21 protein-coding genes are annotated in these 24573 nt (G+C 71.7%); 3 read left to right on the top strand and 18 right to left on the bottom strand.

The features are described 5' to 3' along the window. Positions 1 to 1155: 1155 nt before the first annotated feature. The 7 genes from DEJ20_RS02690 to DEJ20_RS02660 form a co-directional block, all read right to left on the bottom strand. A complete protein-coding gene (locus DEJ20_RS02690; RefSeq protein ID WP_111234824.1) occupies positions 1156 to 2565 on the bottom strand; it encodes a right-handed parallel beta-helix repeat-containing protein in 1410 nt (469 codons plus the stop codon). After that, on the bottom strand, positions 2562 to 3740 hold the full coding sequence (locus DEJ20_RS02685; RefSeq protein ID WP_111234823.1) for a glycosyltransferase family protein: 1179 nt from the start codon (positions 3738 to 3740) through the stop codon (positions 2562 to 2564). The genes DEJ20_RS02690 and DEJ20_RS02685 overlap by 4 nt, the downstream gene beginning before the upstream one ends. A gap of 72 nt (positions 3741 to 3812) precedes the next feature. Continuing rightward, a complete protein-coding gene (locus DEJ20_RS02680) occupies positions 3813 to 5078 on the bottom strand; it encodes a lipopolysaccharide biosynthesis protein (RefSeq protein WP_181431485.1) in 1266 nt (421 codons plus the stop codon). A gap of 4 nt (positions 5079 to 5082) precedes the next feature. Next, on the bottom strand, positions 5083 to 6390 hold the full coding sequence (locus DEJ20_RS02675) for a nucleotide sugar dehydrogenase (RefSeq protein WP_111234821.1): 1308 nt from the start codon (positions 6388 to 6390) through the stop codon (positions 5083 to 5085). Next, positions 6387 to 7403 (bottom strand): Gfo/Idh/MocA family protein, encoded by a 1017-nt coding sequence (locus tag DEJ20_RS02670; protein WP_111234820.1) that lies wholly within the window; start codon positions 7401 to 7403, stop codon positions 6387 to 6389. The genes DEJ20_RS02675 and DEJ20_RS02670 overlap by 4 nt, the downstream gene beginning before the upstream one ends. Further along, the gene (locus DEJ20_RS02665; protein WP_111234819.1) at positions 7400 to 8497 is read right to left on the bottom strand and encodes a DegT/DnrJ/EryC1/StrS family aminotransferase; all 1098 of its coding nucleotides are present in this window, start codon (positions 8495 to 8497) and stop codon (positions 7400 to 7402) included. Before DEJ20_RS02665 ends, DEJ20_RS02670 begins: the two co-directional genes overlap by 4 nt. Then, entirely contained in the window at positions 8494 to 9114 is a 621-nt protein-coding gene (locus DEJ20_RS02660; protein WP_111234818.1) for an acyltransferase, read from the bottom strand. The genes DEJ20_RS02665 and DEJ20_RS02660 overlap by 4 nt, the downstream gene beginning before the upstream one ends. 145 nt (positions 9115 to 9259) lie before the next feature. Here DEJ20_RS02660 and DEJ20_RS02655 point away from each other — a divergent pair, with 145 nt between their 5' ends. Beyond that, positions 9260 to 10447, top strand: coding sequence for an ankyrin repeat domain-containing protein (locus tag DEJ20_RS02655; RefSeq protein ID WP_111234817.1), 1188 nt, complete (start codon positions 9260 to 9262; stop codon positions 10445 to 10447). Between the two features lie 108 nt (positions 10448 to 10555). On the opposite strand, the gene DEJ20_RS02650 is transcribed toward DEJ20_RS02655, so the two are convergent. The 7 genes from DEJ20_RS02650 to DEJ20_RS02620 form a co-directional block, all read right to left on the bottom strand. Next, entirely contained in the window at positions 10556 to 11752 is a 1197-nt protein-coding gene (locus DEJ20_RS02650) for a family 1 glycosylhydrolase (RefSeq protein WP_111234816.1), read from the bottom strand. A 40-nt stretch (positions 11753 to 11792) separates the two neighbouring features. Then, positions 11793 to 12665 (bottom strand): alpha/beta fold hydrolase, encoded by an 873-nt coding sequence (locus tag DEJ20_RS02645; RefSeq protein ID WP_111033060.1) that lies wholly within the window; start codon positions 12663 to 12665, stop codon positions 11793 to 11795. Beyond that, positions 12662 to 14458, bottom strand: a complete 1797-nt coding sequence (locus tag DEJ20_RS02640) for an ABC transporter ATP-binding protein (RefSeq protein WP_111234815.1) — start codon at positions 14456 to 14458, stop codon at positions 12662 to 12664. The genes DEJ20_RS02645 and DEJ20_RS02640 overlap by 4 nt, the downstream gene beginning before the upstream one ends. Next, positions 14455 to 15402 (bottom strand): ABC transporter permease, encoded by a 948-nt coding sequence (locus DEJ20_RS02635; RefSeq protein WP_111234814.1) that lies wholly within the window; start codon positions 15400 to 15402, stop codon positions 14455 to 14457. Before DEJ20_RS02635 ends, DEJ20_RS02640 begins: the two co-directional genes overlap by 4 nt. A gap of 58 nt (positions 15403 to 15460) precedes the next feature. After that, positions 15461 to 16441 carry an ABC transporter permease gene (locus DEJ20_RS02630; protein WP_111234813.1) on the bottom strand — a complete coding sequence of 327 codons (981 nt, stop codon included), beginning with the start codon at positions 16439 to 16441 and terminating at the stop codon, positions 15461 to 15463. Beyond that, positions 16438 to 18180, bottom strand: a complete 1743-nt coding sequence (locus DEJ20_RS02625) for an ABC transporter substrate-binding protein (RefSeq protein ID WP_258377113.1) — start codon at positions 18178 to 18180, stop codon at positions 16438 to 16440. The genes DEJ20_RS02630 and DEJ20_RS02625 overlap by 4 nt, the downstream gene beginning before the upstream one ends. A 243-nt stretch (positions 18181 to 18423) precedes the next feature. After that, positions 18424 to 19524: a LacI family DNA-binding transcriptional regulator gene (locus DEJ20_RS02620; RefSeq protein WP_071250632.1), complete on the bottom strand. Its 1101-nt coding sequence runs from the start codon at positions 19522 to 19524 to the stop codon at positions 18424 to 18426. Positions 19525 to 19752: 228 nt separating this feature from the next. On the opposite strand from DEJ20_RS02620, the gene DEJ20_RS02615 reads away from it, so the two are divergent. Next, positions 19753 to 19902, top strand: coding sequence for a hypothetical protein (locus DEJ20_RS02615; protein ID WP_155896754.1), 150 nt, complete (start codon positions 19753 to 19755; stop codon positions 19900 to 19902). 79 nt (positions 19903 to 19981) lie between these two features. On the opposite strand, the gene DEJ20_RS02610 is transcribed toward DEJ20_RS02615, so the two are convergent. Beyond that, positions 19982 to 20683, bottom strand: a complete 702-nt coding sequence (locus DEJ20_RS02610; RefSeq protein WP_231564062.1) for a GntR family transcriptional regulator — start codon at positions 20681 to 20683, stop codon at positions 19982 to 19984. 99 nt (positions 20684 to 20782) lie between these two features. On the opposite strand from DEJ20_RS02610, the gene DEJ20_RS02605 reads away from it, so the two are divergent. Then, the gene (locus tag DEJ20_RS02605) at positions 20783 to 21994 is read left to right on the top strand and encodes an MFS transporter (RefSeq protein WP_111234811.1); all 1212 of its coding nucleotides are present in this window, start codon (positions 20783 to 20785) and stop codon (positions 21992 to 21994) included. Between the two features lie 39 nt (positions 21995 to 22033). Here DEJ20_RS02605 and DEJ20_RS02600 read toward each other — a convergent pair whose 3' ends face one another. From DEJ20_RS02600 to DEJ20_RS02590, 3 genes are all read right to left on the bottom strand, one after another. Beyond that, positions 22034 to 22876: a formate/nitrite transporter family protein gene (locus tag DEJ20_RS02600; protein ID WP_111234810.1), complete on the bottom strand. Its 843-nt coding sequence runs from the start codon at positions 22874 to 22876 to the stop codon at positions 22034 to 22036. Between the two features lie 111 nt (positions 22877 to 22987). Then, a complete protein-coding gene (locus tag DEJ20_RS02595; protein WP_110858720.1) occupies positions 22988 to 24154 on the bottom strand; it encodes a baeRF2 domain-containing protein in 1167 nt (388 codons plus the stop codon). Next, positions 24135 to 24476 (bottom strand): hypothetical protein, encoded by a 342-nt coding sequence (locus DEJ20_RS02590; RefSeq protein WP_111234808.1) that lies wholly within the window; start codon positions 24474 to 24476, stop codon positions 24135 to 24137. The genes DEJ20_RS02595 and DEJ20_RS02590 overlap by 20 nt, the downstream gene beginning before the upstream one ends. Positions 24477 to 24573 lie beyond the last annotated feature (97 nt).

Below are 24573 nucleotides of genomic sequence, written 5' to 3'. Positions count from 1 at the left end.
CATCGGCGCGCGACGGATCGACCGTGGCACGCTCACCTGGCTGGTGTGCGGCCTCTACTCCCTCGTCACGTACGGCCTGATGGCGGCGACGGTCGGCATCCACATCCGGTTCCTGGCGCTCGACGACATCTACGAGGTGCGAGCCGACTACTCGGCCGACGTCGGGACCGGTGGTGCCCTCGGGTACCTGTTGACCGGCCAGGCGTACGTGATCAACCCGCTGGTCCTCGCGCGCGGCATCTTCCGTCGCCGCCCGTCCCTGGTGGTCCTCGCCCTGGCCGGGCAGTTCCTGCTGTACTCGAGCACCGGGTTCAAGGCGGTCCTGTTCTCGTTCATCGCCGTCCTCGGGATGGCGGTGCTGTTCCGGGGCGCGAAGTCGGCGCGGTCGCTCGCCTTCCTCGGCGCGCCCCTCGCGATCATGATCGTCTCCGCGGTCGCCGACGAGGTGCAGGGCGGCATCACCTGGACGTCGGTGTTCACCCGTCGCTTCATGCTGACGCCGGGGCTGCTGTCATCGGTCTACGTCGACTACTTCTCCGACAACCCCGTCGCACGCTACGGGTACTCGTTCCTCAGCCCCTGGATCGAGTACCCGTACGATCTGCCGCCGCCGAAACGGATCTCCGACTACCTGGTGCCCGGGTCGGTGGGCTACGCGAACGCCAACCTGTTCGCCGACGGGTTCGCGAACCTGGGGTGGATCGGGATCTTCGTCGCGGCGGCTGCGCTGTTCGTCTGGCTGCGGTTCCTCGACGGCGCGAGCCGGGGGCTCCCGATGCGGGTCACGGCGATGGCCGTGGTGATGCCGAGCATCATGCTGTCCAACACGTCCATCTTCACGGCGATGCTCTCGCACGGGCTGCTGATGGGGACGCTGATCCTGCTGATCGCCCCGCGCAGCGGCTGGGAGCGGGCCTCGCCCAGACGGCGGCCCACCGCTCCGGGCGACGATCGGCTGCGAGCACGATCCCGGAGCGGCCGACGTTCGGCACTCGTGGGCGGAGCACCCGCACCCACGCTGACACAGGCGTCGGCACCGGCACGGTTGCTGCTCCGCGCTGCGCCGGTGCGGGGCGCTGGGCACCGCGATGCTGCAGCACGTGCGCGGACCGCTGCCCGGACGGACCGGCGGAAGGTGCCGGGGCGTCGGGCAGCTCAGCCCTCGCGGACCCGGAGCACCGCGCCGGCACCGGCCACGACCGCGGTCGTCGTCGCGGCCCAGTCGTTGTCCACGAGCACCAGGTCGTTGGCCGTCTGGCGGCACAGCACCCCGTAGACGGCACCGCTCTCGACGCTGCCCTCGTACCGGTTGCCCACCAGGTGCCCGCGGTTCTCGGTGGCGCGGACATCGATCGCGACCGACGTCGCCGTGCCCTGTCGCCGCAGCCCCGCGATCCGGTTGCCGACGAGCGTGATGCCGTCGTTCGAGTGGTACAGGGAGAGCCCGCGACGGACTCCGCCCGGGCAGTGGTTGTGCGCGACGATCAGGTGCCGCGTCAGGTAGACGAGGACTGCCCCGTCGCGGTCACCGTCCCCGTACCCCGTCACCGTGTTGCGGAGGACTACGCCGTTCGCCCGTTCGGCGGGATCACCGACGGTCTCGCCCGCGCCGCGGATCACGATGCCGGACCCGGGGCCGGACGTCGTGCGGCGGACGACGTTGTCGATGACCGAGCAGTCGAGGGGCGCGTACTTCGTGGCGCCGGCGTTCGCCTCGTCCTTCGAGGGGACGACGGCGATCCCCACCCGGCAGTTCTCGACGAGGTTGCGGAGGATCGCGATGGACTGCCCACCGTGGGTGTCGATGCCTTCCCACGCGGGGACGTCGGAGACGTGGTTGTCCGCGATGACGATCCGGGCCGAACGTGGTGCGCCCAGGAGACCGGTGGTGGTCGCGCGGACGGCTTCGATGCCGTACGAGTTCGGGTACGGCACAGGCTGGGTCACCCGGGCGATGCGGTTGCCGCGCACCGTGCCGTCGGTGCACGAGAACATGAGCACCCCGGCGTATCCGACGTCGGCGATGACGCAGTCCGCGACGGTGAACGCCGCGCAGTGGTCGAGCAGGACACCGTCGTGGGAGAAGTCGCGGATGTCGGCGCCGTGTATCCGGACGTCGCGGAACGGCCGGGTGACGGTGCCGACGACGTGGACACCCCGACCGAGTCCGGAGTGGTCGGACCCGGAACCACGGAGGACCGCGTCGATGACGGTGACGTCCGACGCGGCGACGACGACCAGGTCGATGTCGCGCGTGGTGGAGAGCGATCCGCCGACGAACCGGATCGTCATCGCGCGGTCGATCCGCAGCGGCTCGGACAGCACCCAGTGCCGGGTCACGACCAGCACGGCACCCGCGTCGGTGGCCGCGACGGCGTCCTGCAATCGGGCGACCCTGGCGTCGGTCACCGTCCGGGCCGTGTCCGCTGGCGCGGGACTCGAGCGCCCGGACGCGGCGGCCGGCAGGTTCCCGGTGGCGAGCAGCGCTGCCGGGATCGCTCCGGCCGCGCCGAACAGCGCACCCCGTCGGCTGACGACCGACCGGGGTGTCCGGAGCGGCGTCACCGCCCGACGGCTTCCGGCATCGGCGAGGCGCCGGACAGCGAGCGGTACAGGTCGAGCAGGACGTGCTCTTCGTGGTCCCACCGGAAGCGTTCGAGCACCAGGGCGCGGCCGGCTTCGGCGTGCCGTCGCAGCAGGTCAGGATCGCTGTCGTACCGGCGGAGTGCGGCCACGACGGCTTCCGGGTCACCCGGTGGGACCCACGTCGCGCAGTCGGCGCCGTCGAGCAGCTCGCGCCAGAGCGGGACGTCGGTGGCGACGACCGCCAGTCCGGCCGCCAGGTACTCGAAGAGCTTGGTGGGGATCGACGCCGCGTAGGCGGGCGTCGGCAGGAGCGGGAGGAGCCCGACGCGGGCCGTCACCAACAGGTCGCGGGCCGCGTGGGGTGCCAGGACGCCGCGGTGGTCGATGCGCCCGGTGTCGACCAGCGCGTCGAACGAACCGCGGTCTACCGCCGAGTCGATCGGACCGGCGGTGACCACGCGCCAGCCGTCCGGGAGCTCGGGTGACGCCGCGACGCCGGTCAGGACGTCGATCCCCCGGTCGCGGCTCATCGACCCGAGGTAGACGGCCACCCGACCACGAGCAGCGGCCGGCGGGGCGTCGGTGTCCTCGGCACGGAGCCGTGGGACGTTCCGGACCAGGACGGTCCGGTCGGCGCGGAAGCGGCGCGCGATGGTCGGCGTCGCGGCCACCACGGTGCGTGACCGGCGTGCGAGGGCCACTGCCGCGTGCGCCGCCACCGTGCTGCCGCGGCGGGCCACAGGGCCGAGGTACTCCTTGCCCCGCACCTGCTCCGGCAGGTCTTCGTGGGCGTCGTACACCACCGTCCGGTGCAGCACACGCAGGAGCGGGAGCGCCCACAACAGTTCGGGGTCGTGCAGGTGCACGATCGGCGCCCGGGACGACAGTGCCGCCCCGATGACCTGGACCGAGGACACCAGCACCCGTCGCCCGCGACGCCGAGCCGGGATGCGTCGGACGTACACCCCCGTCTCGGGATCGGGCAGGTGCCAGTCCGGATCGGCGCCGCCGCCTGCGGCAGCGACGGCGACCAACGCCGTGCGGTACCCGGCACGCGCCGCGCTCGCCGCAGCACGGAGGTGCACTCGGTTGTCGGTCCACGGGTGGGCGCTCGAGACGTGGACGATGTCGAACGGGCGGGGTCGAGGGGCCATGCAGCGAAACTATGGGGCGCGGCTGCCACCGCGCGAGTTAGCTACATGTTGCATTCCAGCAGACTGGTCCGCTCACGGCATCGCGCCGAGCAGATCGTCGTCGTGGTGGCGGGTCGCCCGCACCACGAGCAGCAGGACCGCCGCATAGGAGACCGTCATCGCCGAGGCGAGCGCGACGAGCACGACCGGCATCGGGGCCCCGAGCACGGACGGCACGAGCACCGCGGCGGCGCACACCACGAGACGCGATGCGTCCCACGTCAGTTGTGCCCCCTGCCGCTGCAGCATCGACAGCACCTGCGTGACCGGCGATGCGGCGACCTGGACCGCGAACGCCGGGACGAGGACCTGGGCGTAGGTGCCGGAGATCGCCCACTCCACACCGAACACGGTCGAGAACACGGCGGGTCCGAGCAGCACGACGACGAGCACCGCGACCGCACCCGCGCTGGCGAGACGCACGACGAGGCGCAGGACGAGTCGGCGCACGGGATCACCGGATCGGATGTGGAGCCCGAACGCCCCGGCTGCGTACTGCGCGGTCGCGTCAGCGACCATGCCGACGGGAGCACCGAGCACCCGCATCGTGAGGGCGACGAAGCCCGCGGCGACGCTCCCGTGCAGCGCCGCGATGAGCAGGCCCGGAGCCTGCTGGCCGACGACGTTCAGCATCGAGGACCACGGCGTGATGACGAGGAACCGCCGGTGGTGACGGACGGCGGCCGAGAGCGCCCGAGGGGTGATCCGCTCGCCGTCGCCCCGCCGGAACCGGACCATCCCGAGCACGGCCGCGGTCCGGCCGACCGCCAGGCCGCCCACCAGCCCGACCGGACCGGCCGCGGCCATCGTCAGGTTCCAGACGGACTGGCCGATGCCCTGGCAGGCGTTGCGCACAGCGATGGACCGGTGCTGCTGCCGTCGCGCGAGCACGGCCGAGGCGATCCGTTGCGCCCCCACCGCGACGACCGTCACGGGGACGGTCCACCACAGGTCCTCGAGGGCCGGTGCGGTGAACCACCGTGCCGCGTCGCCGCGGAGGACCCAGGCGACCGCGGCGGTACCGACGCCGACGACCAGCGTCGAGAGCAGACCGAGTGCGACCAGCGCGCTGGTCGTCGCCCGGCCGTGTGCGACGACCAGCGCGCGGTCGGTGCCGAGCGTCGCTCCGGCTCCGAGGATGCTCGCGACCGCCGTGACGACCGCGAGCGTGCCGAAGTCCGCCGGGGTGTAGAGCCGCGTCAGCAGCGGTGAGATCGCCACGACCAGGCCCTGTCCGAGGACCGTGCCGACGAGGATCGTCGCGATCGCCGGGAGGCGCCGTCGGGGCGAGGACCGCACGGCGTCAGGCCACGGGGACCACGGGCGGAGCACCGATCGCGGTCACCGTGGTGGACGCCCACCGTTCGACGTCGAGGACCCCTCGGCCGTCGACGACCGTGCGGACCCCGGGAAGCCGGGACTCGTCCCATGTCGCGTACTCGGCGTGGTCGGCCTGCACGACCGCCGCGTCCACCGGTTCGCCGTCGACGTGGGGCTCGAAACCGAGACTGCGGAGTTCGACGTCCGAGTACAGGGGGTCGGACACGGTCACCGCTGCGCCGCGGACCCGGAGTGCGTCCACGGTGCCGAAGACCCCGGAGAACGCGGTCTCCTTCACGCCGCCACGGTAGGCGGCACCGAGGACCACGACCCGCTGACCCCGCAGGTCCCCGTGCAGGCGCTCGAGGAGGTCGACCGCGTGGGCCGGCATCGCGGCGTTCCTGGCACGGGCAGCACGGACGACCGTGGCCTCCGGGTCGTTCCAGAGGTACAGCCGCGGGTACACCGGGATGCAGTGACCGCCGACCGCGATCCCGGGGCGGTGGATGTGGCTGTACGGCTGGGAGTTGCAGGCGTCGATGACGGCGGCGATGTCGATGGACTGCCGTTCGGCGAACCGGGCGAACTCGTTCGCCAGCGCGATGTTGACGTCGCGGTACGTGGTCTCGGCGAGCTTCGCGAGCTCGGCGGCCTCGGCGGTGCGGAGGTCCCAGACGCCGTTCGGCCGACCGAGGTCGTCGCGCTCGTCGAACTGCAGCACCGCTTCGTAGAAGGCCCGGCCGCGCGCCGAGCCCTGGTCGGAGAGACCACCGACGAGCTTCGGGTAGCGCCGGAGGTCGGCGAACACCCGGCCGGTGAGGACCCGCTCCGGCGAGAAGACGACGTGGAAGTCCTGCCCCTCGACGAGTCCGGAGCGGGCCTCGAGCCGGGGTGCCCAGCGGCCACGGGTGGTCCCGACCGGCAGCGTCGTCTCGTACGCGACCAGGGTGCCGGGTCGCAGGTGGTCGCCGATCGTGTCGGTGGCGGCGTCCATCCAGCCGAAGTCGGGGATGCCGTCGGCATCGACGAAGAGCGGCACGACGACCACGACGACGTCGGCTCCGGGGATCGCTGCCGCGGCGTCCGTGGTCGCGCGGAGCAGCCCCGCGGGGACGACCTCGCGCAGGCCGTCGGCGAGCCCGTGCTCGCCGGGGAACGGCTCGGTCGCAGCGTTCACGGCGTCGACCACCCCGCTCGCGACGTCGAGGCCCGTGACGTGTGCACCGGATCGTGCGTACTGGACGGCGAGCGGGAGCCCGATCTTGCCGAGACCGACGACGACGACGTTCATGCTGCTGCTCCTTCGGCGTCCGTGCCGAGCTGCACGGTCTGCTGGATCCGCGAGGACTCGAGGACGGCCTCGGCGACGAGCACCGTCCGGAGGCCGTCGCGGAGGGTGACGATGTCCGACGGCCGCCCGAGCACGGCGTCGCGGAACGCCTCGTGCTCGACCAGGAGCGGCTCGCGCTTGGTGATGGCGAACCGGGTGCTGGCCCCCTCGGACACACCCCGGAACGCGGAGACCTGGTCCCACTCGGTCTGGACGGTGCCGTTCTCGTGGAAGGTCAGGTCGGCGGTCAGGGTGTCGGCGACGAACGTGCCGCGGTCACCGGTGACGACCAACAGGCGCTCCTTGTACGGGGTGAGCCAGTTCACGAGGTGCGAGGTCAGCGTGCCGTCGGCCAGGCGACCGGTGACGGTGACGAGGTCCTCGTGGGGGCGCCCGCTCTTGGTTCCCGCGAGCGCTCCGACGTGGACGAACGGTGACCGGGCGATCCACGACGTCGAGTCGATGTCGTGCGTCGCGAGGTCCTTCACCACACCGACGTCGGCGATCCGTGCGGGGAAGGGGCCCTGTCGCCGCGTGACGATCTGGTAGACGTCGCCCAGCTCACCGGCGTCGAGCCGCTGTCGCAGCGCCTGGAGCGCCGGGTTGTAGCGCTCGATGTGGCCCACCGCGCCGACGAGTCCGGCGCGGTCGAAGGCGGCCACGAGACGTGCGGCAGCCGGACCGTCGACCGCGACGGGCTTCTCGATCAGGGCGTGCACCCCCGCCGCGGCGAGTTCCAGACCGACGGCTTCGTGGTGCGCCGTGGGGACCGCGACGACCGCGGTGTCGAGCCCGAGTGCGACGAGCTCACCGACGGACCGGACGACCGGCACGCCCTGGGCGACGTCGTGCGGGTCACCGAGGGCATCGGCGACGCCGACGAGCTCGACCCCCTCGAGCGACCGGAGGACCCGGGCGTGGTGCCGCCCCATCATCCCGAGGCCGATGACCCCGGCCCGCAGCACCCCGCTCATCGTCCGGCCCCGGCGAGGGTGTTGACGGCCTCGACGACGCGGTCGAGCTGCGAGAGCGTCAGGGTCGGGTAGACGGGGATCGCGAGGACCTCGGACGCGGCACGCTCGGTCTCGGGCAGGTCGAGGTCGTGTGCGAACGACGGGAGGCGGTGGACGGGCGTCGGGTAGTAGACCCCGGTCCCGATGCCGAACTCGGAGCGCAGCGCGGCCGCGAAGCCGTCGCGGTCGGACGGCACCCGCACGACGTACTGGTGGAAGACGTGCTCGGCTCGGGGATCGGTCGTCGGCGTCACCACCCCGTCGAGTTCACGGCTGAAGTAGGCCGCGTTCGCCTGCCGCTGTGCAGTCCACCCGAGCACCTTGCGGAGCTGCACACGCCCGATCGCAGCGTGGATGTCGGTCATCCGCGCGTTGAAGCCGATGACCTCGTTCGCGTAGCGCTGCTCCATGCCCTGGTTCCGCAGCAGCCGGAGCATCCGGTCCACCGCGGCGTCGCGGGTCGAGACCATGCCCCCTTCGCCCGCGGTCATGTTCTTGGTGGGGTAGAGGCTGAACGCCGCGGCGTCGGACGAACTGCCGACGCGCGTGCCGGCCCACCGGGCACCGTGCGCCTGCGCAGCGTCCTCGACCACGAGCAGGTCGTGCTCCTCGGCGATCCGGGTGATCGCGGTCATGTCGGCCGGGTGCCCGTAGAGGTGTACCGGCATGACCGCGCGGGTCGCCGGGGTGACGGCGGCCCGGACAGCCGCCGGGGCCACGCAGTAGGTCAGGGGATCGATGTCGACGAACACCGGCTCGGCGCCGACGAGTCGGACCGCGTTCGCCGTGGCCGCGAAGGTGAACGAGGGGACGATGACCTCGTCACCCGGACCGATGCCGAGCGCGACGAGCGCCAGGTGCAGTGCAGCGGTGCCGCTGTTGACCGCGGTGACCGCGGCTCCGTCGACGAGGACGTCGCCGAACTCGCGCTCGAAGGCGGCGACCTCGGGGCCCTGCGCGAGACCACCCCCCTCGAGGACGGCATCGACGGCGCGGCGTTCCTCGAGGCCGATGAGGGGCTTCGCCGCGGGGATGAGTTCGAGTGTGGTGGTCAACGGATCGCCTCGATCGTGTCGGTGGTCTCGGAGTGGAGGAAACGGTCGCCGGTCTCGGTGCAGATCAGCGTTCGGTCGTCGACCTGCGCCAGCCGTCGGCCGGTCCGGCTCACCCAGCCGATGCGGCGGGCGGGGACCCCGGCGACGAGCGCGTGGTCCGGGACGTCGTGGACGACGACGGCGCCGGCCGCGACCATCGCCCACCGGCCGATGCGGATGGGGGCGACGCAGAGCGCCCCGGCGCCGATCGACGCGCCGTGCTCGACGACGACGGCAGTGGGCCGCCAGTCGTCGGCGTCCTGCACGGAACCGTCCGGGTTGATCGCCCGTGGTGTGTTGTCGTTGGTGAGGACGGCACCGGGGCCGATGAAGACTCCGTCGCCGACGACCGCCGGTCCGTAGACGAGGGCACCGTTCTGGACCTTGCAGCGCGCTCCGATGCGGACACCGGCGCCGATCGTGACGCCGCAACCGACGAGGGTCTCGCTGCCGACGGACGCGTGCGCCTCGACGTGGGAGTCGTCCCAGATGCGGACCCCGGGAGCGACGGCAGCCGAGGGCGACACGACGGCTGCCGGGGCGATGAACGCGGTCGGGAGGGTGGGACTGGGGGTCATGGGTGCGCTTCCGGATCAGGCGCGGCGGGACCTCCGCTGCCGGACCACCATACGATATACCGGTACGACATATCAAGTGTGATGATCGCGAGTGCGATGCGATCGCACCGCTGCCCCGCCGCCGGACGCCGGGTAGTGTCGTCCCGTGCGATGGAGTCGAGTGAACTGGCCTTCCGTTGGCTACGTCTCCCTCGAGGACTTCGACGGCCAGCGCGAACACGTGACCCGGTTGCTCGAGGACGCCCCGCCCACGATCGCCGCGCTCCTGACCGTCAAGTGGACCGACTCACGGATCGAACGCTGGGTCGTGGAGTCCGCCGACGCCGTCGCCGACCCGGACGCCGACGAGGACGACGTGACGACCCCCGTCGACCTGCCGGGCCACGGTGTGCCCGACCCGGTCGTTGTGCACGCCGACATCGTGGTGCGCAACGACGAGGTCCTCGACACCCCGAGCGGCCTGTGGCGCCGCTGGAACCACGCCAGGGTGTCGCTCCGGCTCCGGGACGCCGTCATCGACCCGCCGGGTGTCGACGCCGCGGCACTGCTCGCCGGTGACGCCCACGTCGCTCGGGGCGAGCTCGAGTACCTGAACGAGCACGACGCCTGGGAGCTCCGCCTGCTGATCTCCCCCGTCGGTGAGGTCGCGATCCGGTTCCGGGGTGTCCGGGTGGCGATCCGGAGCGTCGCCGAGAGCGTGCACGCCGACCTCGAGGCGCGCCCGGCACGCGGCTGGCACGGCCCGGTGCCGGACGGCTGGGTCGAGTGGACGACCGAGGTGGTGCGGGCAGCGGCCTACGGCGACCTCGGCGGACTGCACCTGGCCGACGACGCGAGCGACGTCGACGACGTCGACCCCCGCTGGGGCTTCGCCCCACTGCACGCCGCCGCGTGGTTCGACCACCCCGAGATGCTCGAGGAACTCCTGCGCCGCGGGGCGACCCTGCAGCTGGAGGACACCGAGGGGCGGACGCCGCTGACGCTGGCGATCGACCGCGACGCGCGACGGGCGGTCGACGTGCTGGTCGCAGCGGGTGCCGACCTGGAGGCCCGTGACGGCGACGGCAACACCCCGATCGTCCGCGCTGCGTGGGGTGGGCACGCCGCGATCGTGCGTACGCTCGCCACCGCGGGTGCGGACACCAGGGCGCGCGGGTCACGAGGCGCGACGCTGCTGATCGCGGCCGTCGACTCCGGCGACCTCGACACGGTCCGGGTCGTGCTGTCGCTCGACGTCGACCGGGACGCCGTCGACGACGAGGGCTCGACCGCCGCGGACCGCGCGGAGCTGCTCCGCGAGACGGCCGTCGCCGATCTGCTCGCCGCGGCCTGAGCACGGCCCGCACCACGGCCCGTGCCCCGGCCACGTGCCGGGCGTGCGGAAGCGCGGCGGACGGGAGCAGGGCCTCCCGTCCGCCGCGCGCCTGCGGGGTCGACGGTCCTAGACGGTGACCGACTCGAGGGCGTTCTCCTGCGCGACCCGCCCGTACCAGCGGGCGGAGTCCTTCGGCGTGCGTTCGAAGGTCTCGCGGTCCCACGCGACCAAGCCGAACGTCGGGCGGAAGCCGGAGGCCCACTCGTAGTTGTCCAGGAGCGACCAGTGCTGGTAGCCGAGGACCTCGATGCCGTCCTCGATGCAGCGGTGGATGCCCTCGAGGGCGCCCTGCGTGTAGGCCTGCCGGCGGGAGTCGTCGGCGGTGGCGATGCCGTTCTCGGTGATCATCAGCGGGACGCCGCCGGAGAGCTCCCACGCGCTGCGGAGCCCGTCGGCCGAGGCCTCGGGGTAGAACTCCCAGCCGGTCAGGGTCGTCTCGACGTCGTCGGCGACGGGCAGGGGCCCGTCCGGACCGATGAACGTGCGGGTGTAGGCCTGCACGCCCAGGAAGTCGTCGCCGGCGGCCTGCTCGAGGTACCAGTCGTCGCGCGGGTACCCGTACTCGCGGAGCATGGCGTCCGCCCCGGGCTCGCCGGACGACTTGAAGGCCTGCGTCGCGATGGTCCAGCCGGACTGGAGGCCCGACACCTGTGACAGGACCTCGCGCGACCGCTTGTGGCTGGCCAGCAGGGCGTCGGCGACCCCCAGGTCCGGGTTCGGCAGGCCGAAGGCCACCAGGTTGGCCGCGTCCTCGCCGCCGGCGAGCATCGCCGCGATGTTCGGCTCGTTGATCGTGCAGACGTAGCGGACGCCGTCGTGCACCACGGGCAGCGCGGCCTCGGTGTAGCGGGCGAACAGGTCGGCGGCGTCGGGTGCCCGCCAGAAGCCGTCGCGTTCGAACCAGCGCGGCACCGTGAAGTGCATGAGGGTGACGATCGGCTCGATGCCGAACTCGTGGCAGGCGTCGACCACGCGGCGGTAGTGGTCGACCTCGGCACGGCTGACGAACCCGCGCTCGGGCTCGATGCGGGCCCACTCGATGCTGAACCGGTACGAGTTCAGCCCGAGCTCGGCGGCGATGCGGATGTCCTCGCGGTACCGGTGGTAGCTGTCCGCCGCGTCACCCGAGGGCTCGACGATGGTGGTGTCCGGCTCGTGCTCGTGCACCCACCAGTTGCTGTTGACGTTGTTGCCCTCGATCTGGTGGGCGGCGGTGGCGGCACCCCAGAGGAAGCCGTCGGGGAACTGCAGCGTGGAGATGATGGTGCCTTTCAGTGCTTGTTCGAGTCAGTGCTGGCTCAGGTCAGTGCTGGCTCAGGAATGCGTCGAAGACGGCGACCGTCCCGAGCGGGTTCTCGACCTGGGGGCCGTGGTAGCTCGCGGGGATGACGACGTACTCGGCGCCGGTCTGCTCGGCCATGGCCCGCTGCCACGGGATCGGCCAGGCGTTGTCCCACTCGCCGTGGGCGACGAGGACCGGCAGGCCGGTGGCGCGCAGGGCGTCGGAGGCGTCGGTGTGGTCCTCGAGGATGTGGCCACCGGCGACGACGCTGAGCGGGCTCGTCGCGTCGAAGCGGTCGCGCACCATCCGGACGTCGTCGGGCAGCTCGGCGTCGGGACGGTACGCCCAGAGCGGGTTCGTCGAGTCGAACAGCTGCCGGAGGTTCCCGCCGGTGTCGTGCAGGATCGTCAGCTCGGCGACCTTGCGGTACGGCCACCCGTGCGGCCCGGAGCAGAACTGCACGACGTCGCGGAACGCCGTCGGGTCCTGGAGCGCGGCGGCCCGGACGATCACACCGCCGAGCGAGTGCCCGACCAGGTGCACGGGGGCACCGTCGTCGAGCAGGCGCGCGACCCGGACGACGTCGGCGGCTTCTTCGTCGAGGGAGTAGTCACGGGGTTCGGTCGGTGCTGCCGAGTCGGCCTGACCGCGCCGGCTGATCGCGACCGCGGTCCACCCGGCGTCGCGGAGGACGGGCAGGAAGGTCCGCCAGTCCTCCTTCGAGCCCGTGTACCCGGGGACGATGAGCACGGTGCCCTTCGACACCCCCTCGGGCACGATCCGGTAGGCCGTGAGCCGCCCGACCGGGACGTCGATCCCGACGACGTCGACGCCGTCCGGGGTGGGCAGGTGTCCGAACGGCGGGACCGTCGGGAAGTCGTGCAGGTTCGTCATGCGCGCAGGGTCCTCCGCGGGTTGGGAACGGCGTCGAGGAGGGCGATCGTGTACGGGTCCTGCGGGTCCTGCAGCACCTGGGCCGTGTGACCCCGCTCGACCACGGCGCCCTCGTGGAGCACCATGATGTCGTCCGTGATGAGCCGCGCACTCAGCAGGTCGTGCGTGATGTAGAGCAGGGACACGCCCCACTGCTCGCGGAGGTCCTCGAGCAGTGCGAGTACACCGGCGCGCAGCGTCACGTCGAGCATCGAGACCGGCTCGTCGGCGATGATCACCTGCGGGTCGCTCGCGAGCGCCCGGGCGATCACCACGCGCTGCCGCTGCCCGCCGGAGAGCTGGTGCGGGAGCTTCTGGGCGAACTGCTCGACCGGGGTGAGCCCGACCGTCTCGAGCAGCTCGAGGACCCGACGTCGGGCATCGCGCCCGGTGAGCCCGGTGTAGTTCGCGATCGGCCGGGACAGCGTGTACTCGACCGTGTGCAGCGGGTTGAGCGCCGAGTACGGGTCCTGGAACACCATCTGGACCTCGGAGCGGAGGTCCCGCAGGCCGCGCTTGCCGAGGCGGGCGACGTCGAGGTCCCCGAACCGGACCGTGCCGGTGGTCGGCTTCTCGACGCCGGTGAGCAGCTTCGCGATGGTCGACTTGCCCGAACCGGACTGGCCGACCAGGGCGAGCGACTGCCCGGGCTCGAGGGTGAACGACACGTCGCGTACTGCTTGCACCGGCTGCTCGCCGCGGCGGGGTGCCGGGTAGGTCTTCACGATGTGGTCGACGACGATCGGGTTGCCGGCAGCACTGCGCTCGCGGGAGCCGACGGTGCTGAACGGCGAGGTCGTCTCCTGCCGCTTCTCGCCGGCCTCGGCGCGGAGCGAGCGGTCCGGGAAGCCCGGCAGCGACACCACCTCGGCGCGCGGGTCGGCGTAGTGCGACAGGAGCATCTGCGTGTACTCGTCCTGCGGGTCGCGGAGGATCTCGCGGGAGCCGCCGTCCTCGACGATGCGGCCCTCGTGCATCACGAGGACGCGCTCGGTGGCCTCGAGGACGATGCCGAGGTCGTGGCTGATCAGGATCGCCGTGAAGCCCTCGGTGCGCTGCAGCTCGATGATGGTGTCCATCACGGCGTGCTGCACGAGGACGTCGAGCGCCGTCGTCGGCTCGTCGAACACCATGAGCTGCGGCTCGAGCGAGAGCGCCAGGGCGATGGAGACGCGCTGCCGCATGCCGCCGGAGAGCTCCCCGGGGAACCGGGCGAGCATCGACGTCGGCAGCTTCACCTTCTCGATGAGCTCCTTCATCCGGGCGTCCCAGCGGTCGCGCGACACGTGGCCGTGCGCCTTGAAGACGTCGATGAAGTGGTTCCGGATCGTGCGCACCGGGTTGAGCGCGTTCATGCCGGACTGCAGCACCATCGCGAAGCCGCCCTGCCGCTGCTGGCGCAGGGCTTCGTCGTCGAGGTCGCGGATGTCCTTGCCCGCGAAGACGATGCTGCCACCGTTCGTGCGCGCCGGGGGCTTCTGCAGCCGGGTCAGCGCGTAGCCGAGCGTCGACTTGCCGGAACCGGACTCGCCGACCAGGCCGACGAACTCGCCCTTCTTCAGCTGGAACGACACGTGGTCGACGGCCTGGACGGCCGTCTGGCCGGCCGATTCGTAGACGACCGACAGGTCGCGGACGTCGAGCAGGACGGATGCGTCGCCCTGGTCGTGACGGGCGTCGGACCGGAGGCCCGTGGCGGCGCCGGTGGGCGCCTCCAGGCCGTCTGCCGGGTGCGTTTCTGGCAAGCCGCTCATGCGCGCTTCTCCTTACGGGGCCGTGCGCCGTCGCGCAGCCGCGGGTTGGACACGGCGTCGACGCCGAAGTTGATCAGGGTGAGGCTCATCGCGAGGAGCGCGATGCAGAGACCCGGCGCGAAGAGCAGGATCCACTGCCCGGTGAGGAGCGCGTTCGAGTTCTGCGCCCAGTACAGGATCGTCCCCCAGCTGACGATCGACGAGTCGCCGAGTCCGAGGAACTCGAGGCCCGCCTCGGCCAGGATCGCGCTGGTGGCCGCCCCGAAGAACGAGCCGACGATGAGGCTCGTCATGTTCGGCAGGATCTCGCGGAACACGATGCGCGTCGCGCCGTCCCCGGAGAACTGGGCGGCGGTGACGAAGTCCCGGCCGCGGAGCGACTGCGTCTGGGAACGGAGCACGCGAGCACCCCACGCCCAGCCGGTCACGACGATGACCGCGATGATCACCGCGATGCCGCCGTTCTGCAGGTACGCGGCGATGACGATCATCAGGGGCAGGCCCGGGATGACGAGGAACAGGTTCACGATGAACCCGATGACCTCGGCGATCCAGCCGCGGACGTAGCCCCAGCTGAGGCCGATCGCGACGGCGACGAGCGTGGACAGGATGCCCGCGACCGCGCCGACCATCACGGAGATGCGGGCGCCGTAGATGATCTGGGACAGGACGTCCTCGCCGGCGGCGGTGGTGCCCATCCAGTGGTCGGCCGTCGCGTCGGCGGACCGGGCGAAGCCGTTCTGGCTGGCGCCGTACGGGGCCAGGAGCGGGGCGAAGACCGCGACGAACACGAAGACGCCGAGGATGATGATGCCGATCCGGGCCTTCTTGTTCGACCAGACGACGCCGAACTGGCGGGCCGCGGCGCGCCACTTGGACGGCGCCTGCTGTTCTTCGTTGGGTGCGTTCTCTTGCGTGCGCACCGACACGGTTGCGTTGGTCATCGACGTGCCCCCGGGTGCTTGATGTGGGCGCAGCACGCCGCCTTCGTGATGTTGTTGGTCATCGACGCGTCCTCGGGTCCAGGACGCCGTACATGACGTCCACGATGAAGTTGGCGATGAGCACCGACACGGTGATCATCAGGAAGAGGGCCTGCATGAGCGGGTAGTCCTGCCCGATCACAGCGTTGAACAGCAGGTAGCCGATGCCCGGGTAGCCGAAGACCTGCTCGACCAGGACGGAACCGCCGACCACGCCGCCGAGCGCCAGACCGAAGCCGGTCAGGTTCGGCAGGATCGCGTTGCGGGCCGCGTAGCGGATGGCCACGGTACGTCCGCGGAGGCCGTTGGCCTCGGCGAAGGTCACGTAGTCGTCACCGAGGGTGTTGATCATCGCGTTGCGCATGCCGATGATCCAGCCACCGAGGCTCGTCACCAGGATCGTGACCGCCGGCAGCACCGCGTGCTGCAGTGCGTCGCCGAAGAAGGCACCGTTCAGGCCGGGCGTCGTCGTCGCCGAGTAGGCGCCCGTGGTCGGGAACCAGTGCAGCACGTAGCCGAGGAAGAACAGCAGCAGCAGGGCGGTCCAGAAGTACGGGAACGTCGACATGAAGCTGCCCGACAGGGTGGGCAGTGAGTCGAGCCAGGTGCCGCGCTTCCACGCCGCCGCGACACCGATCAGGGTGCCGAGGACGAACGCCAGGATCGTGACGACCCCGACGAGGATCAGCGTGTAGGGCAGGGCCTTCGACACGAGGTCACCGACGGGCCGCGGGTAGAACGTGTAGCTCGTGCCGAAGTCGAGGGTGATGACCTGGTGCAGGTAGCTGACGTACTGGTCCCAGAGGTTGCCGGTCGGCACCCCGAGCTGGGCTTCGATGGCCTTCTTGGTGGCGTCGGTGACCGGGCCGTTCTGGCTGAGCTTCGCGAGTGCGGCGTCGGCCGGGCTGCCGGGCATCAGGCGCGGGAGCACGAAGTTCAGCGTGACCGCGGCCCAGAGGGTCAGGACGAAGAGGACGAGTTTCTGGAGGATGTACTTCACTTCTGGTCCTCCTGCTCCGAGGCGTCCTGCTCCTGCAGGATCTGCTTGCCGGCCGCGCTGTCGCGCAGACGGAGCTTCGTGAAGATGAGCAGCGGTGCCGAGTCGTAGTTCTGCGGTGCCATGTAGGGGTCCTTCGCGCTCGGCCAGCCGACGAACTTGCCGGTGTTGAACAGGCCCCAGAGCCCGCCGTAGTACATGCCGATGACGGGGAGCTCGTCGTAGACGGTCTGCTGCAGCTGGTCGAGGATCTCCTGCTGCTTCGCGGTGTCCGTCGTCGCCTTGTACTCGTCGAGGAGCTTCTGGGTGTCGGCGTCCTTGTACCGCTCGTAGTTGTTCACGGTCGACTTGCCGACGGGCTGGTAGAACTCGCTGCTGAGCAGGGAGTTGAACGCCTGGTAGACGTCACCGTTGCCCATGCCGCCCATCGCCATGTCGAACGTGCCGTTGTTGATGTTCTGCTGGTACCCGGCGGGCTGCGGCGCCTGGATCGTCACCTTGATGCCGATGGCCGTCAGTTCGCGGCGGACCTCCTGCGCGGCGCGGAGCCAGTCGGAGTAGCCGTTCGCGGTCATGATCGTGATGGCGAGCTGCTTGCCGTCCTTGACGACCTTGCCGCCCTGCACGGTGTACCCGGACTTCTCGAGGCTCGCGAGCGCTGCCTTCGTGTCCTGCGTGATCATGCCCTTGTCGGGGATGTCCGGGTTGAGGTAGCGCTCCTGGTTCGGCAGGATCAGGCCGGTCTGGCCCGCCGCCGACAGGTTGCCCTCGGACGCGGTCTCGGCGATGGCGTCACGGTCGAGCGCGAGCGAGATGCCCCGGCGGACGTTGACGTCGTTGTACGGCGCCTTCGTCAGGTTCGGGATGAGGCCGATCACACCGCCGGCCGGGAACCACCACTCGTTCGTCTTCGACGCGGCACCCCAGGTGCCCTTGACGTCGGAGATGAACGAGTACGCCCAGTCGTAGCCGCGGGTGACGGTGTCGAGCTGCGTGTTCGTCGCCGGCAGGATGAGGTGCTTGATGGCGATCTTGTCGGCCTGCCAGTACTTCGGGTTCTTGTTCATCGAGTACTGCTGGTCGGTGTAGTTGCCGAGGACGAACGGCCCGGTGCCGACCGGGTTCGGGTCGCGCCAGGTCGTCGGATCCTCCACGCCACCCCAGTGGTCCTCGCCGAGGATGTACGTCTGCCCGATGATCGTCAGGCTCGGGACGTCCTCGCTCTTGAGGTGGAAGACGACGTGGTCGCCGTCCTGCTCGATGCTCTTGATGTGCTGCCAGGCGCCCTTGACGTCCATGGCGGGGAACTTCTTGAGCAGGTCGAAGGTGAAGACGACGTCCTTCGCGCTGAACGGCGAACCGTCGGACCACTCGACACCCGAGCGGATCGTCATGTCGATCGTCTTCGCGTCGGGCTGGCTCCACGCGCTGGCGAGCCACGGGTTGCGCTTGCCGTCGAGGGGGTTCACCTCGATGAGGGGCTCGTACATCCACTTGGAGGCCGTGCGGGCGTTCGCGATGTACGGGTTGAAGTTGCGGTCGAACAGCGGGTTGCCGCGGTCCGCGTTGATGAGCATCGTGTCCTTGCCGATGGTGGGATCGGGTTCGGATCGGACCTGGATGCTGCAGCCGGTGGCCACGAGGGCCACTGCTGCGAGGCCGGCGATGGCCGCGACGAGGCGGCCTCGGCGGCGGGGGCCTGGGTCACGCGTGCCGCGCGTGCGCTGTGGGGGAAGCGTCATTGCTCGGTCGACCTCCATGTCGATTCGGTACGTGCTCAATGTATGCGCTTACATCGCGGCGTGCAACTGCGGGCGTTGTTTCGCGGGGCGGCACGGTGCGAGGTGTCGGCGGCGTGGGGCGTCGCACGGTGCGAGGGGGCCGCGCGTGGTGCGAGGTTCCGTCCATGGTGCGAGGTCGCGAGGCTCGCACCGAACACGGAACCTCGCACCACACGCCCCTCGCACGGTGCGAGGCACGCACGCCTACAGCGCGGGCGGGCAGCTCTCACGCAGCAGCACCTCGACGGGCAGGCGCACGGCGCGCGGCGGCCCCTCGCGGCGCTCCAGCCGGTCCACGATCGCCAGGACGGCAGCACGGCCGAGCGCCCCCATCGGCTGGTGCACGGTCGTCAGGCGCGGCGACGAGAACCGGCCGGCGTCGATACCGTCGAACCCGGTCACGACGAGGTCCTCGGGCACGCGGAGCCCCCGGGCAGCGGCGGCGTCGAGCACACCGAGCGCGGACTGGTCGTTCGAGCAGACGACGGCGCGCGGGACGTCGTCGGCCAGCAGCGACACCGCGAGCTCCCGCGCCCGGGCCCGCCCGAAGTCGCCGTGCACGGTGCGCACCGCCGAGGCCGGCACCCCGTGGTCGGCCAGCGCCGCACGGAACCCCGCCGAGCGCTCCATGTCGTCGGGCGAGTCGATCGGCCCCGCCACGTACGCGAGGGACCGGATCCCCAGGCGCCCGATCACGTGCGACGCCAGGGTCCGCATGCCCGCGGCGTTGTCCACGCTCACCGAGTCGAACCCGTGCGAGCGCCGGTCGTCGGCGAGGACCACGACGGGGATGCGGCGGGCGACGTGCTCGAGCAGGTCGTCGGGCACGGTCTGCGCCAGCACGGCCAGCCCGTCGACCCGGCCGGCGACGTCGTTCACGATGACGTCGCGCGACGACCCCCGCCCGGCGGCGACCATGAGCGCGAGGCCACGCTGCCAGGCCTCGGTCTCGGCACCGCGCAGGACCTCGTCGAAGTACAGGTTGGACGAGAACGGCTGCGTCACGTGCCGCCGGTCGTCGACCACGCGGACGCCGCCGTCGGTGACCAGGTCCGGCCGCTCGTCGGGCACCACGTCGAACCCGGGCAGCAGCAGTCCGACGACGCCGGTGCGCTTGCCGGCGAGGGCCCGGGCATTGCCGGACGGGACGTAGCCGAGGCTCCGGATCGCCGCCTGCACGCGGTCCCGGGTGCCCTCGCGGACGGCGTCGGGCGTGCGGAGCACGCGCGAGACGGTGGCGATGGAGACGCCGGCTGCAGAGGCGACGTCGTAGACCGTGGGAGGTGCGGTGCGCTGGTCGGCCAACCCGTGCCTCCCCTTCGACGTCCGCTGGTGCCGCGCCTCGCGCTGTGCGGCCGGACCATCCTAGGCATGCCGTGTGCCGGGAGTTCTCCACACGGCGCCGGAAACGCTTGCGGGACAGCGGGGGTCGCGCGACACTGTTCCGACCTCAGTACGTCCCGTGAGGAAGTGCACCAGCGGGCCGCGTGCCCGCACCGATCAGGTTGCCCACACGCAGGGGAAGGACACGACATGTCACAGTCGACACGTTCCGGGAGCAAGCTCGCACTCCGCGCGAGCCACGACGAGGCCGAGGTGCGCGACGCGCTGCTCGAACGCACGGATTCGATCCGCACGTTCGACGACCTCGACGCGCCGCAGGAGACGACGGACCTGCGCTAGCGGCTCGCGCCCGGCCTCCCCCCGGACACGGCCAGGAGGCCCGGGCAGGCGCCCGCAGACCGCTCACGTCCGCGGGCACTCAGCGCTCGGTCGCGCCCACGATCGTCATGCCCGCCCCGCGCAGGCGTCGGCGCTCCTGCGCGATCCAGCTGAGCAACCGGTCGTTCGTGCCGGCGACGTGGGCGGCCACGAGTTCCGCTGCGCGGTCGGCGTCGCCGTCGCGCACGGCGTCGATGATGGCGCTGTGTTCGTCCCATGCGGCGTCGCGCGCCTCGGGCGTGCGGACCTCGATCCAACGAGTGCGCTCGAGCCGCGTCAGGGCGTCGGCGATGGCGTCGGTGACGAACCGGTTGCCCCCGAGCGCGGCGAGGTCGAGGTGGAATGTCGACCCCATGCGGATGCCGGCCTGCTGGTCGGGGGTGGGCTGGAGCGCGTCGAGGTGCCCGCGGACCTCCGCCAGCTGCTCGGGGGTGGCACGCTGGACGGCCAACCGAACGGCAGCGGGCTCGAGGATGCCGCGGAGTTCGGCGAGCGAGGCGATCTCGTCGAGGTCGATCGGGGTGACCGTCCACGAACGACCCTCGTGCAGGATGAGCCCCTCGCGCTCGAGCCGCGACAGTGCGGCGCGGACCGGCGTGCGCGAGGCGTGGAACCGTGCCTCGAGCCCCCGCTCCGAGATGCGCTCCCCCGGTGCGATGTCGAGGGTCAGGATGGCTGCGCGCAGGTTGTCGTAGAGCTGGGCCGTCTGCGACACGGGCGCGGCGTCGGTCGTGTCGGTCACGGCGGACAAGCCTAGCGGCGCGACGGCGGGAATGGTATACCGTTCTGGTATACCAATCCGTTCCGCGATGGAACGACGACGAAACGGCCGACACGACCCATGCGCACGACCGACGCCCCGCAGCGATCCTCCACGACGCCGCCGGTCTCCGCCCGCGCCTGGACGATGCTCGCCCTCGGGGTCGCGGCCCAGGCGGCGGGGACGCTCGTCGTGTCCGCGCCGGCGCTCCTCATCCCCCACCTGCTCAGCCGCGGCACCTCCCTGCCGGTCGCCGGGGTCCTCGCCGCCGCCCCGACCTTCGGCATGGTCCTGACGCTCATCGCCTGGGGCGCGATCACCGACCGGTTCGGCGAGCGCGTCGTCATCGCCGGCGGACTCGTGCTCACCACGCTGGCCGTGGTCGCCGCCTGGCTGGCCGCGGGCGACCCGGTGCTGCTCGGGTTGGCGTTCCTGGCCGGCGGGATGACGAGTGCCTCGACGAACGCCGCGAGCGGTCGGGTCGTGGTGGGGTGGTTCCCGAAGGAGCGCCGGGGACTCGCGATGGGCATCCGGCAGATGTCGCAGCCGCTCGGGGTGACGCTCGCGGCGGTCACGGTGCCGCAGCTCGCCGAGGGCTCCGGGATCCGCGCGGCCCTGGTCCTGCCGATCGTGCTGTGCGCGGTGCTCGCCGTCTGCTGCGCGATCGGGATCACCGACCCGCCACGCCCTGCCCGGGCAACGGTGCCGACGGCGGCGACCGCGAACCCCTACCGCTCGAGCGGGTTCCTGTGGCGGGTGCACGCGGTGTCGGTCCTGCTCGTGGTGCCGCAGTTCACCCTGTCGACGTACGGGCTCGTCTGGCTCGTGGGCCTCGGCTGGTCGACACCGGCGGCCGGGCTGCTGGTCGGCGCCGCGCAGTTCGTCGGGGCGATCGGCCGGATCCTGGTCGGTGGCTGGAGCGACCGGGCCGGGTCGCGGGTCGGACCCCTCCGGATCGTCGCGGTGAGCGCCGCGGTGGTGATGGCGGTGCTCGCGGTCGTCGACGCGACGCACCTGGCCGGGGCTGCGGTGTTCTTGGTGCTCGCGACGAGCGTGACGGTCGCCGACAACGGGCTGGCCTACACGTCGGTCGCCGAGGCGGCGGGACCGTTCTGGTCGGGCCGGGCACTCGGGGCGCAGAACACCGGGCAGTTCATCGCGGCGAGCGCCGTCGGTCCGGGCATCGGCGCCCTGGTCGGTGCGCTCGGCTTCGCGGCGTCGTTCGGCATCGTGGCGGTGCTCCCGCTGCTCGCGGTCCCGCTGGTGCCCCGACGCGACCGTTCGCACGACTGACCGCGAACGACGCCGTCAGCCTTGGCCGCGGCGCGCTCGTCAGCCCTGTTCGTGGTCCGCGCGCTCGGGGTCGTCCTGGGAGTCCCGTCGGCGGTCCTGCATGAGCTCCTTCGTCCGGAGCAACCGCAGTGCCGTCACGAGCACCAGCCCACCGAGGACGTTGAACAGCAGCGTGTACCCGAACCAGCCGAGCCACTGCCCGTAGGTGATGTCCGCGCCCGACTGGATCGCCCCGAAGACGAGCAGCGAGTCGAGGATCGAGTGGAAGAGCTGCAGCCCGGCGAGCAGGAAGCCTCCGGCGACGGCGGCGACGAGCTTCGCGGGGTCCGAGTCGGTGCCCTGCTGCATCCGCGTCATCAGGGTGATGGTGCTGCCACCCAGGACCGCCAGCACGATGCTCTGCAGTCCGAACGGCGCGTCGACGTAGTGGTGCGCCGACTCCGAGAGCGTGGCGTGCCACTGCGGGAACGCCTGGACGACGAGCCACATGAACACCCATCCCCCGGCCAGGTTCGCCACGAGGGTGCCGCCCCACAGTCGCACGAGCTGCAGGACGGTCCCCTCGCGGGCGACCACGGCCGCGACCGGCATCAGGAAGTTCTCGGTGAAGAGTTCGCTGTGCGCCAGGTGCAGCGCGATGAAGCCGATGCCGAAGGCCAGCCCGGCGAGCAGGTGGCTGTCGGTCTCGGTGAGCACGCCGAGGTACGCCATCACCCCGAGACCGACCTCGAGGCCGCCGAAGAACCCCGTGACGAGGACGGCCCGGGTCGTCCGTTGCAGCCGCTCCGCGCCCTCCTCGATGGTCGCGTCGAAGGACTCCGCGAGTTCGTCCTCCACGGGTGCGTCACTGGTGCCGAGCTCACGTCGGCGGTCGTCGGTCATGGCCGGGACGCTATACGCGGCCGTCGTGGCGGCCCGCAGGATCGCGCCGAGACGGACGGGAGGCCCGGTACCAGCTGGCACCGGGCCTCCCGTCCGTCGTCCGGTCACCGCTCAGGCGGCCGGCACCGCCGGTCCCACCGGCCACCGCAGCAACGCCGCGGCGGGCGCACCGTTGGGCAGCGACGCGGCGTTCACGAGCAGCAGTTCCGCGTCGGTGAGGGCGACCGCCCGGACGATCGCGCACACGGCCGGGACCGGTCCGATGACCGGTGCGCCCGCCGCCTGCTCGGGTGCCGTGGCGATCCACGGCACCGCTCCCAGCGCGAGTAGGGTGCGGTCGCCGATCGCGGCGGCGTCGATCGCGACGACCGAGGCCTGCGCCTGCTGCAGCGCCTCGACGACGGAACCGAGGCCGGCGACCGTCTGGTTGTCCCCGCGACCGACGTGGGTGCGGAGCAGGTCCTCGAAGTCGTGCCGGCGGGTCGCGATGACCCGCGCGAGCGCGATGTCGACGTGCTCGACGAGCGCGGTCTCCGACGCATCCGACGCCCGGGTGTCGACCGGGACCTCGGAGACGACGGCGCGCGCCTCGGTGGACAACTGGTCGAGCAGGAGCCCCCGTGCGCGGATGTCCCCCGCGACCACGATGAGCTTCGGCTGCAGCCGCCGGAACGCCTCGTCGACGGCCGTGGCGACCTCGTTCTGGTTGTCGCGCCAGATCTCCTCGGTGTGGTGCTGCCACCGCAGGTGCGACCAGCCGCCGCCCTGGAACTTGTGGAGCGTGTCGGTGCGGCCCTGCACGCGCTGCTCGTCGCGCCGGTCCGGCACGTCGGCGTGGCCCAGGCGGTAGGCGCGGTAGCCACCGCCCTCGCGACCGACCTCGACGATCAGGAACGGCAGGTCGAGGGGCCGGTGTGCCAGGAGCGGCAGCAGGTCGGGCACGGGGTCGTGGCCGATCGACGTCGGGGCGTGCATCGCCCCGGGCAGGACCTCGCTGAGCACGAGTTCGCCGTCGTGCACGAGCACGTACCGGCTGACCGGCGCCGGCACCCCGGGAGTCTCCTCGAGCTCGGCCATCACCGTGTCGATGACCTCGGCGTCCGCCCCGGCCGACCGCAGCACGTCCTCGGCCTTCCGGCGCTGCAGGGCGGCGAGGTGCTGCGGGTCCTCACGGTCACCGGACGCGTCGACGTAGGCCCACGTCCACGTTCCCCCGCGCTTCAGGCGTTCGGCGATCCCGGACTGCAGGTGCGGGGCGTCATTCTGCGTCAGAGCCATCGGCGCTGCCCTCCCCGGTCTCGGTGCGGTACACGGTCGCGTCGGCTCCGTCGCCCTCGCCGGTGGGCAACGGGTCGGCACGGTCGGCGTCGTCCTCGGGGAGCACGTCGGTGGTGTCGTCCTGCAGCTCGCCCTCGAGCTCGCCGTCGTAGCCCGACGCGGCGAGGGTCTCCGGGTCGTCGGTGTCGTCGGGGACCGGCTCGGACTGCCGGAACTCCTCGACGTGGGCGTTGCTGCCGTGCCCCTCGACGATGCTCTGCGCCTCGTGCGCGAGCTGCTCGTCGAGTTCGGGGCGATGGGTGGTGTTCCCGCGTTCGGTCATCGCTTCTCCTCCCGGTCGTGCCACCGGCGGCCTTCGCCGCCCGGGGCGTCGGTGTCTGCTCTGTGACCCACGGTCCGCGCCCGGGCCTGGGGCCGTT

Origin of the sequence: Curtobacterium sp. MCSS17_005, assembly GCF_003234225.2 — a bacterium.
GTDB lineage: Bacteria > Actinomycetota > Actinomycetes > Actinomycetales > Microbacteriaceae > Curtobacterium > Curtobacterium flaccumfaciens.
This window is presented reverse-complemented; position numbering and strand designations above follow the sequence as displayed.

What these genes read in the sequence shown, in the direction of transcription:
- DEJ20_RS02660 (WP_111234818.1), bottom strand. Translation starts at nt 9,114, where the DNA reads ATGACCCCCAGTCCCACCCTCCCGACCGCGTTCATCGCCCCGGCAGCC.
- DEJ20_RS02625 (WP_258377113.1), bottom strand. Translation starts at nt 18,180, where the DNA reads ATGACGCTTCCCCCACAGCGCACGCGCGGCACGCGTGACCCAGGCCCC.
- DEJ20_RS02635 (WP_111234814.1), bottom strand. Translation starts at nt 15,402, where the DNA reads ATGACCAACGCAACCGTGTCGGTGCGCACGCAAGAGAACGCACCCAAC.
- DEJ20_RS02640 (WP_111234815.1), bottom strand. Translation starts at nt 14,458, where the DNA reads ATGAGCGGCTTGCCAGAAACGCACCCGGCAGACGGCCTGGAGGCGCCC.
- DEJ20_RS02600 (WP_111234810.1), bottom strand. Translation starts at nt 22,876, where the DNA reads ATGACCGACGACCGCCGACGTGAGCTCGGCACCAGTGACGCACCCGTG.
- DEJ20_RS02670 (WP_111234820.1), bottom strand. Translation starts at nt 7,403, where the DNA reads ATGAGCGGGGTGCTGCGGGCCGGGGTCATCGGCCTCGGGATGATGGGG.
- DEJ20_RS02595 (WP_110858720.1), bottom strand. Translation starts at nt 24,154, where the DNA reads ATGGCTCTGACGCAGAATGACGCCCCGCACCTGCAGTCCGGGATCGCC.
- DEJ20_RS02615 (WP_155896754.1), top strand. Translation starts at nt 19,753, where the DNA reads ATGTCACAGTCGACACGTTCCGGGAGCAAGCTCGCACTCCGCGCGAGC.
- DEJ20_RS02590 (WP_111234808.1), bottom strand. Translation starts at nt 24,476, where the DNA reads ATGACCGAACGCGGGAACACCACCCATCGCCCCGAACTCGACGAGCAG.
- DEJ20_RS02675 (WP_111234821.1), bottom strand. Translation starts at nt 6,390, where the DNA reads ATGAACGTCGTCGTCGTCGGTCTCGGCAAGATCGGGCTCCCGCTCGCC.
- DEJ20_RS02685 (WP_111234823.1), bottom strand. Translation starts at nt 3,740, where the DNA reads ATGGCCCCTCGACCCCGCCCGTTCGACATCGTCCACGTCTCGAGCGCC.
- DEJ20_RS02605 (WP_111234811.1), top strand. Translation starts at nt 20,783, where the DNA reads ATGCGCACGACCGACGCCCCGCAGCGATCCTCCACGACGCCGCCGGTC.
- DEJ20_RS02645 (WP_111033060.1), bottom strand. Translation starts at nt 12,665, where the DNA reads ATGACGAACCTGCACGACTTCCCGACGGTCCCGCCGTTCGGACACCTG.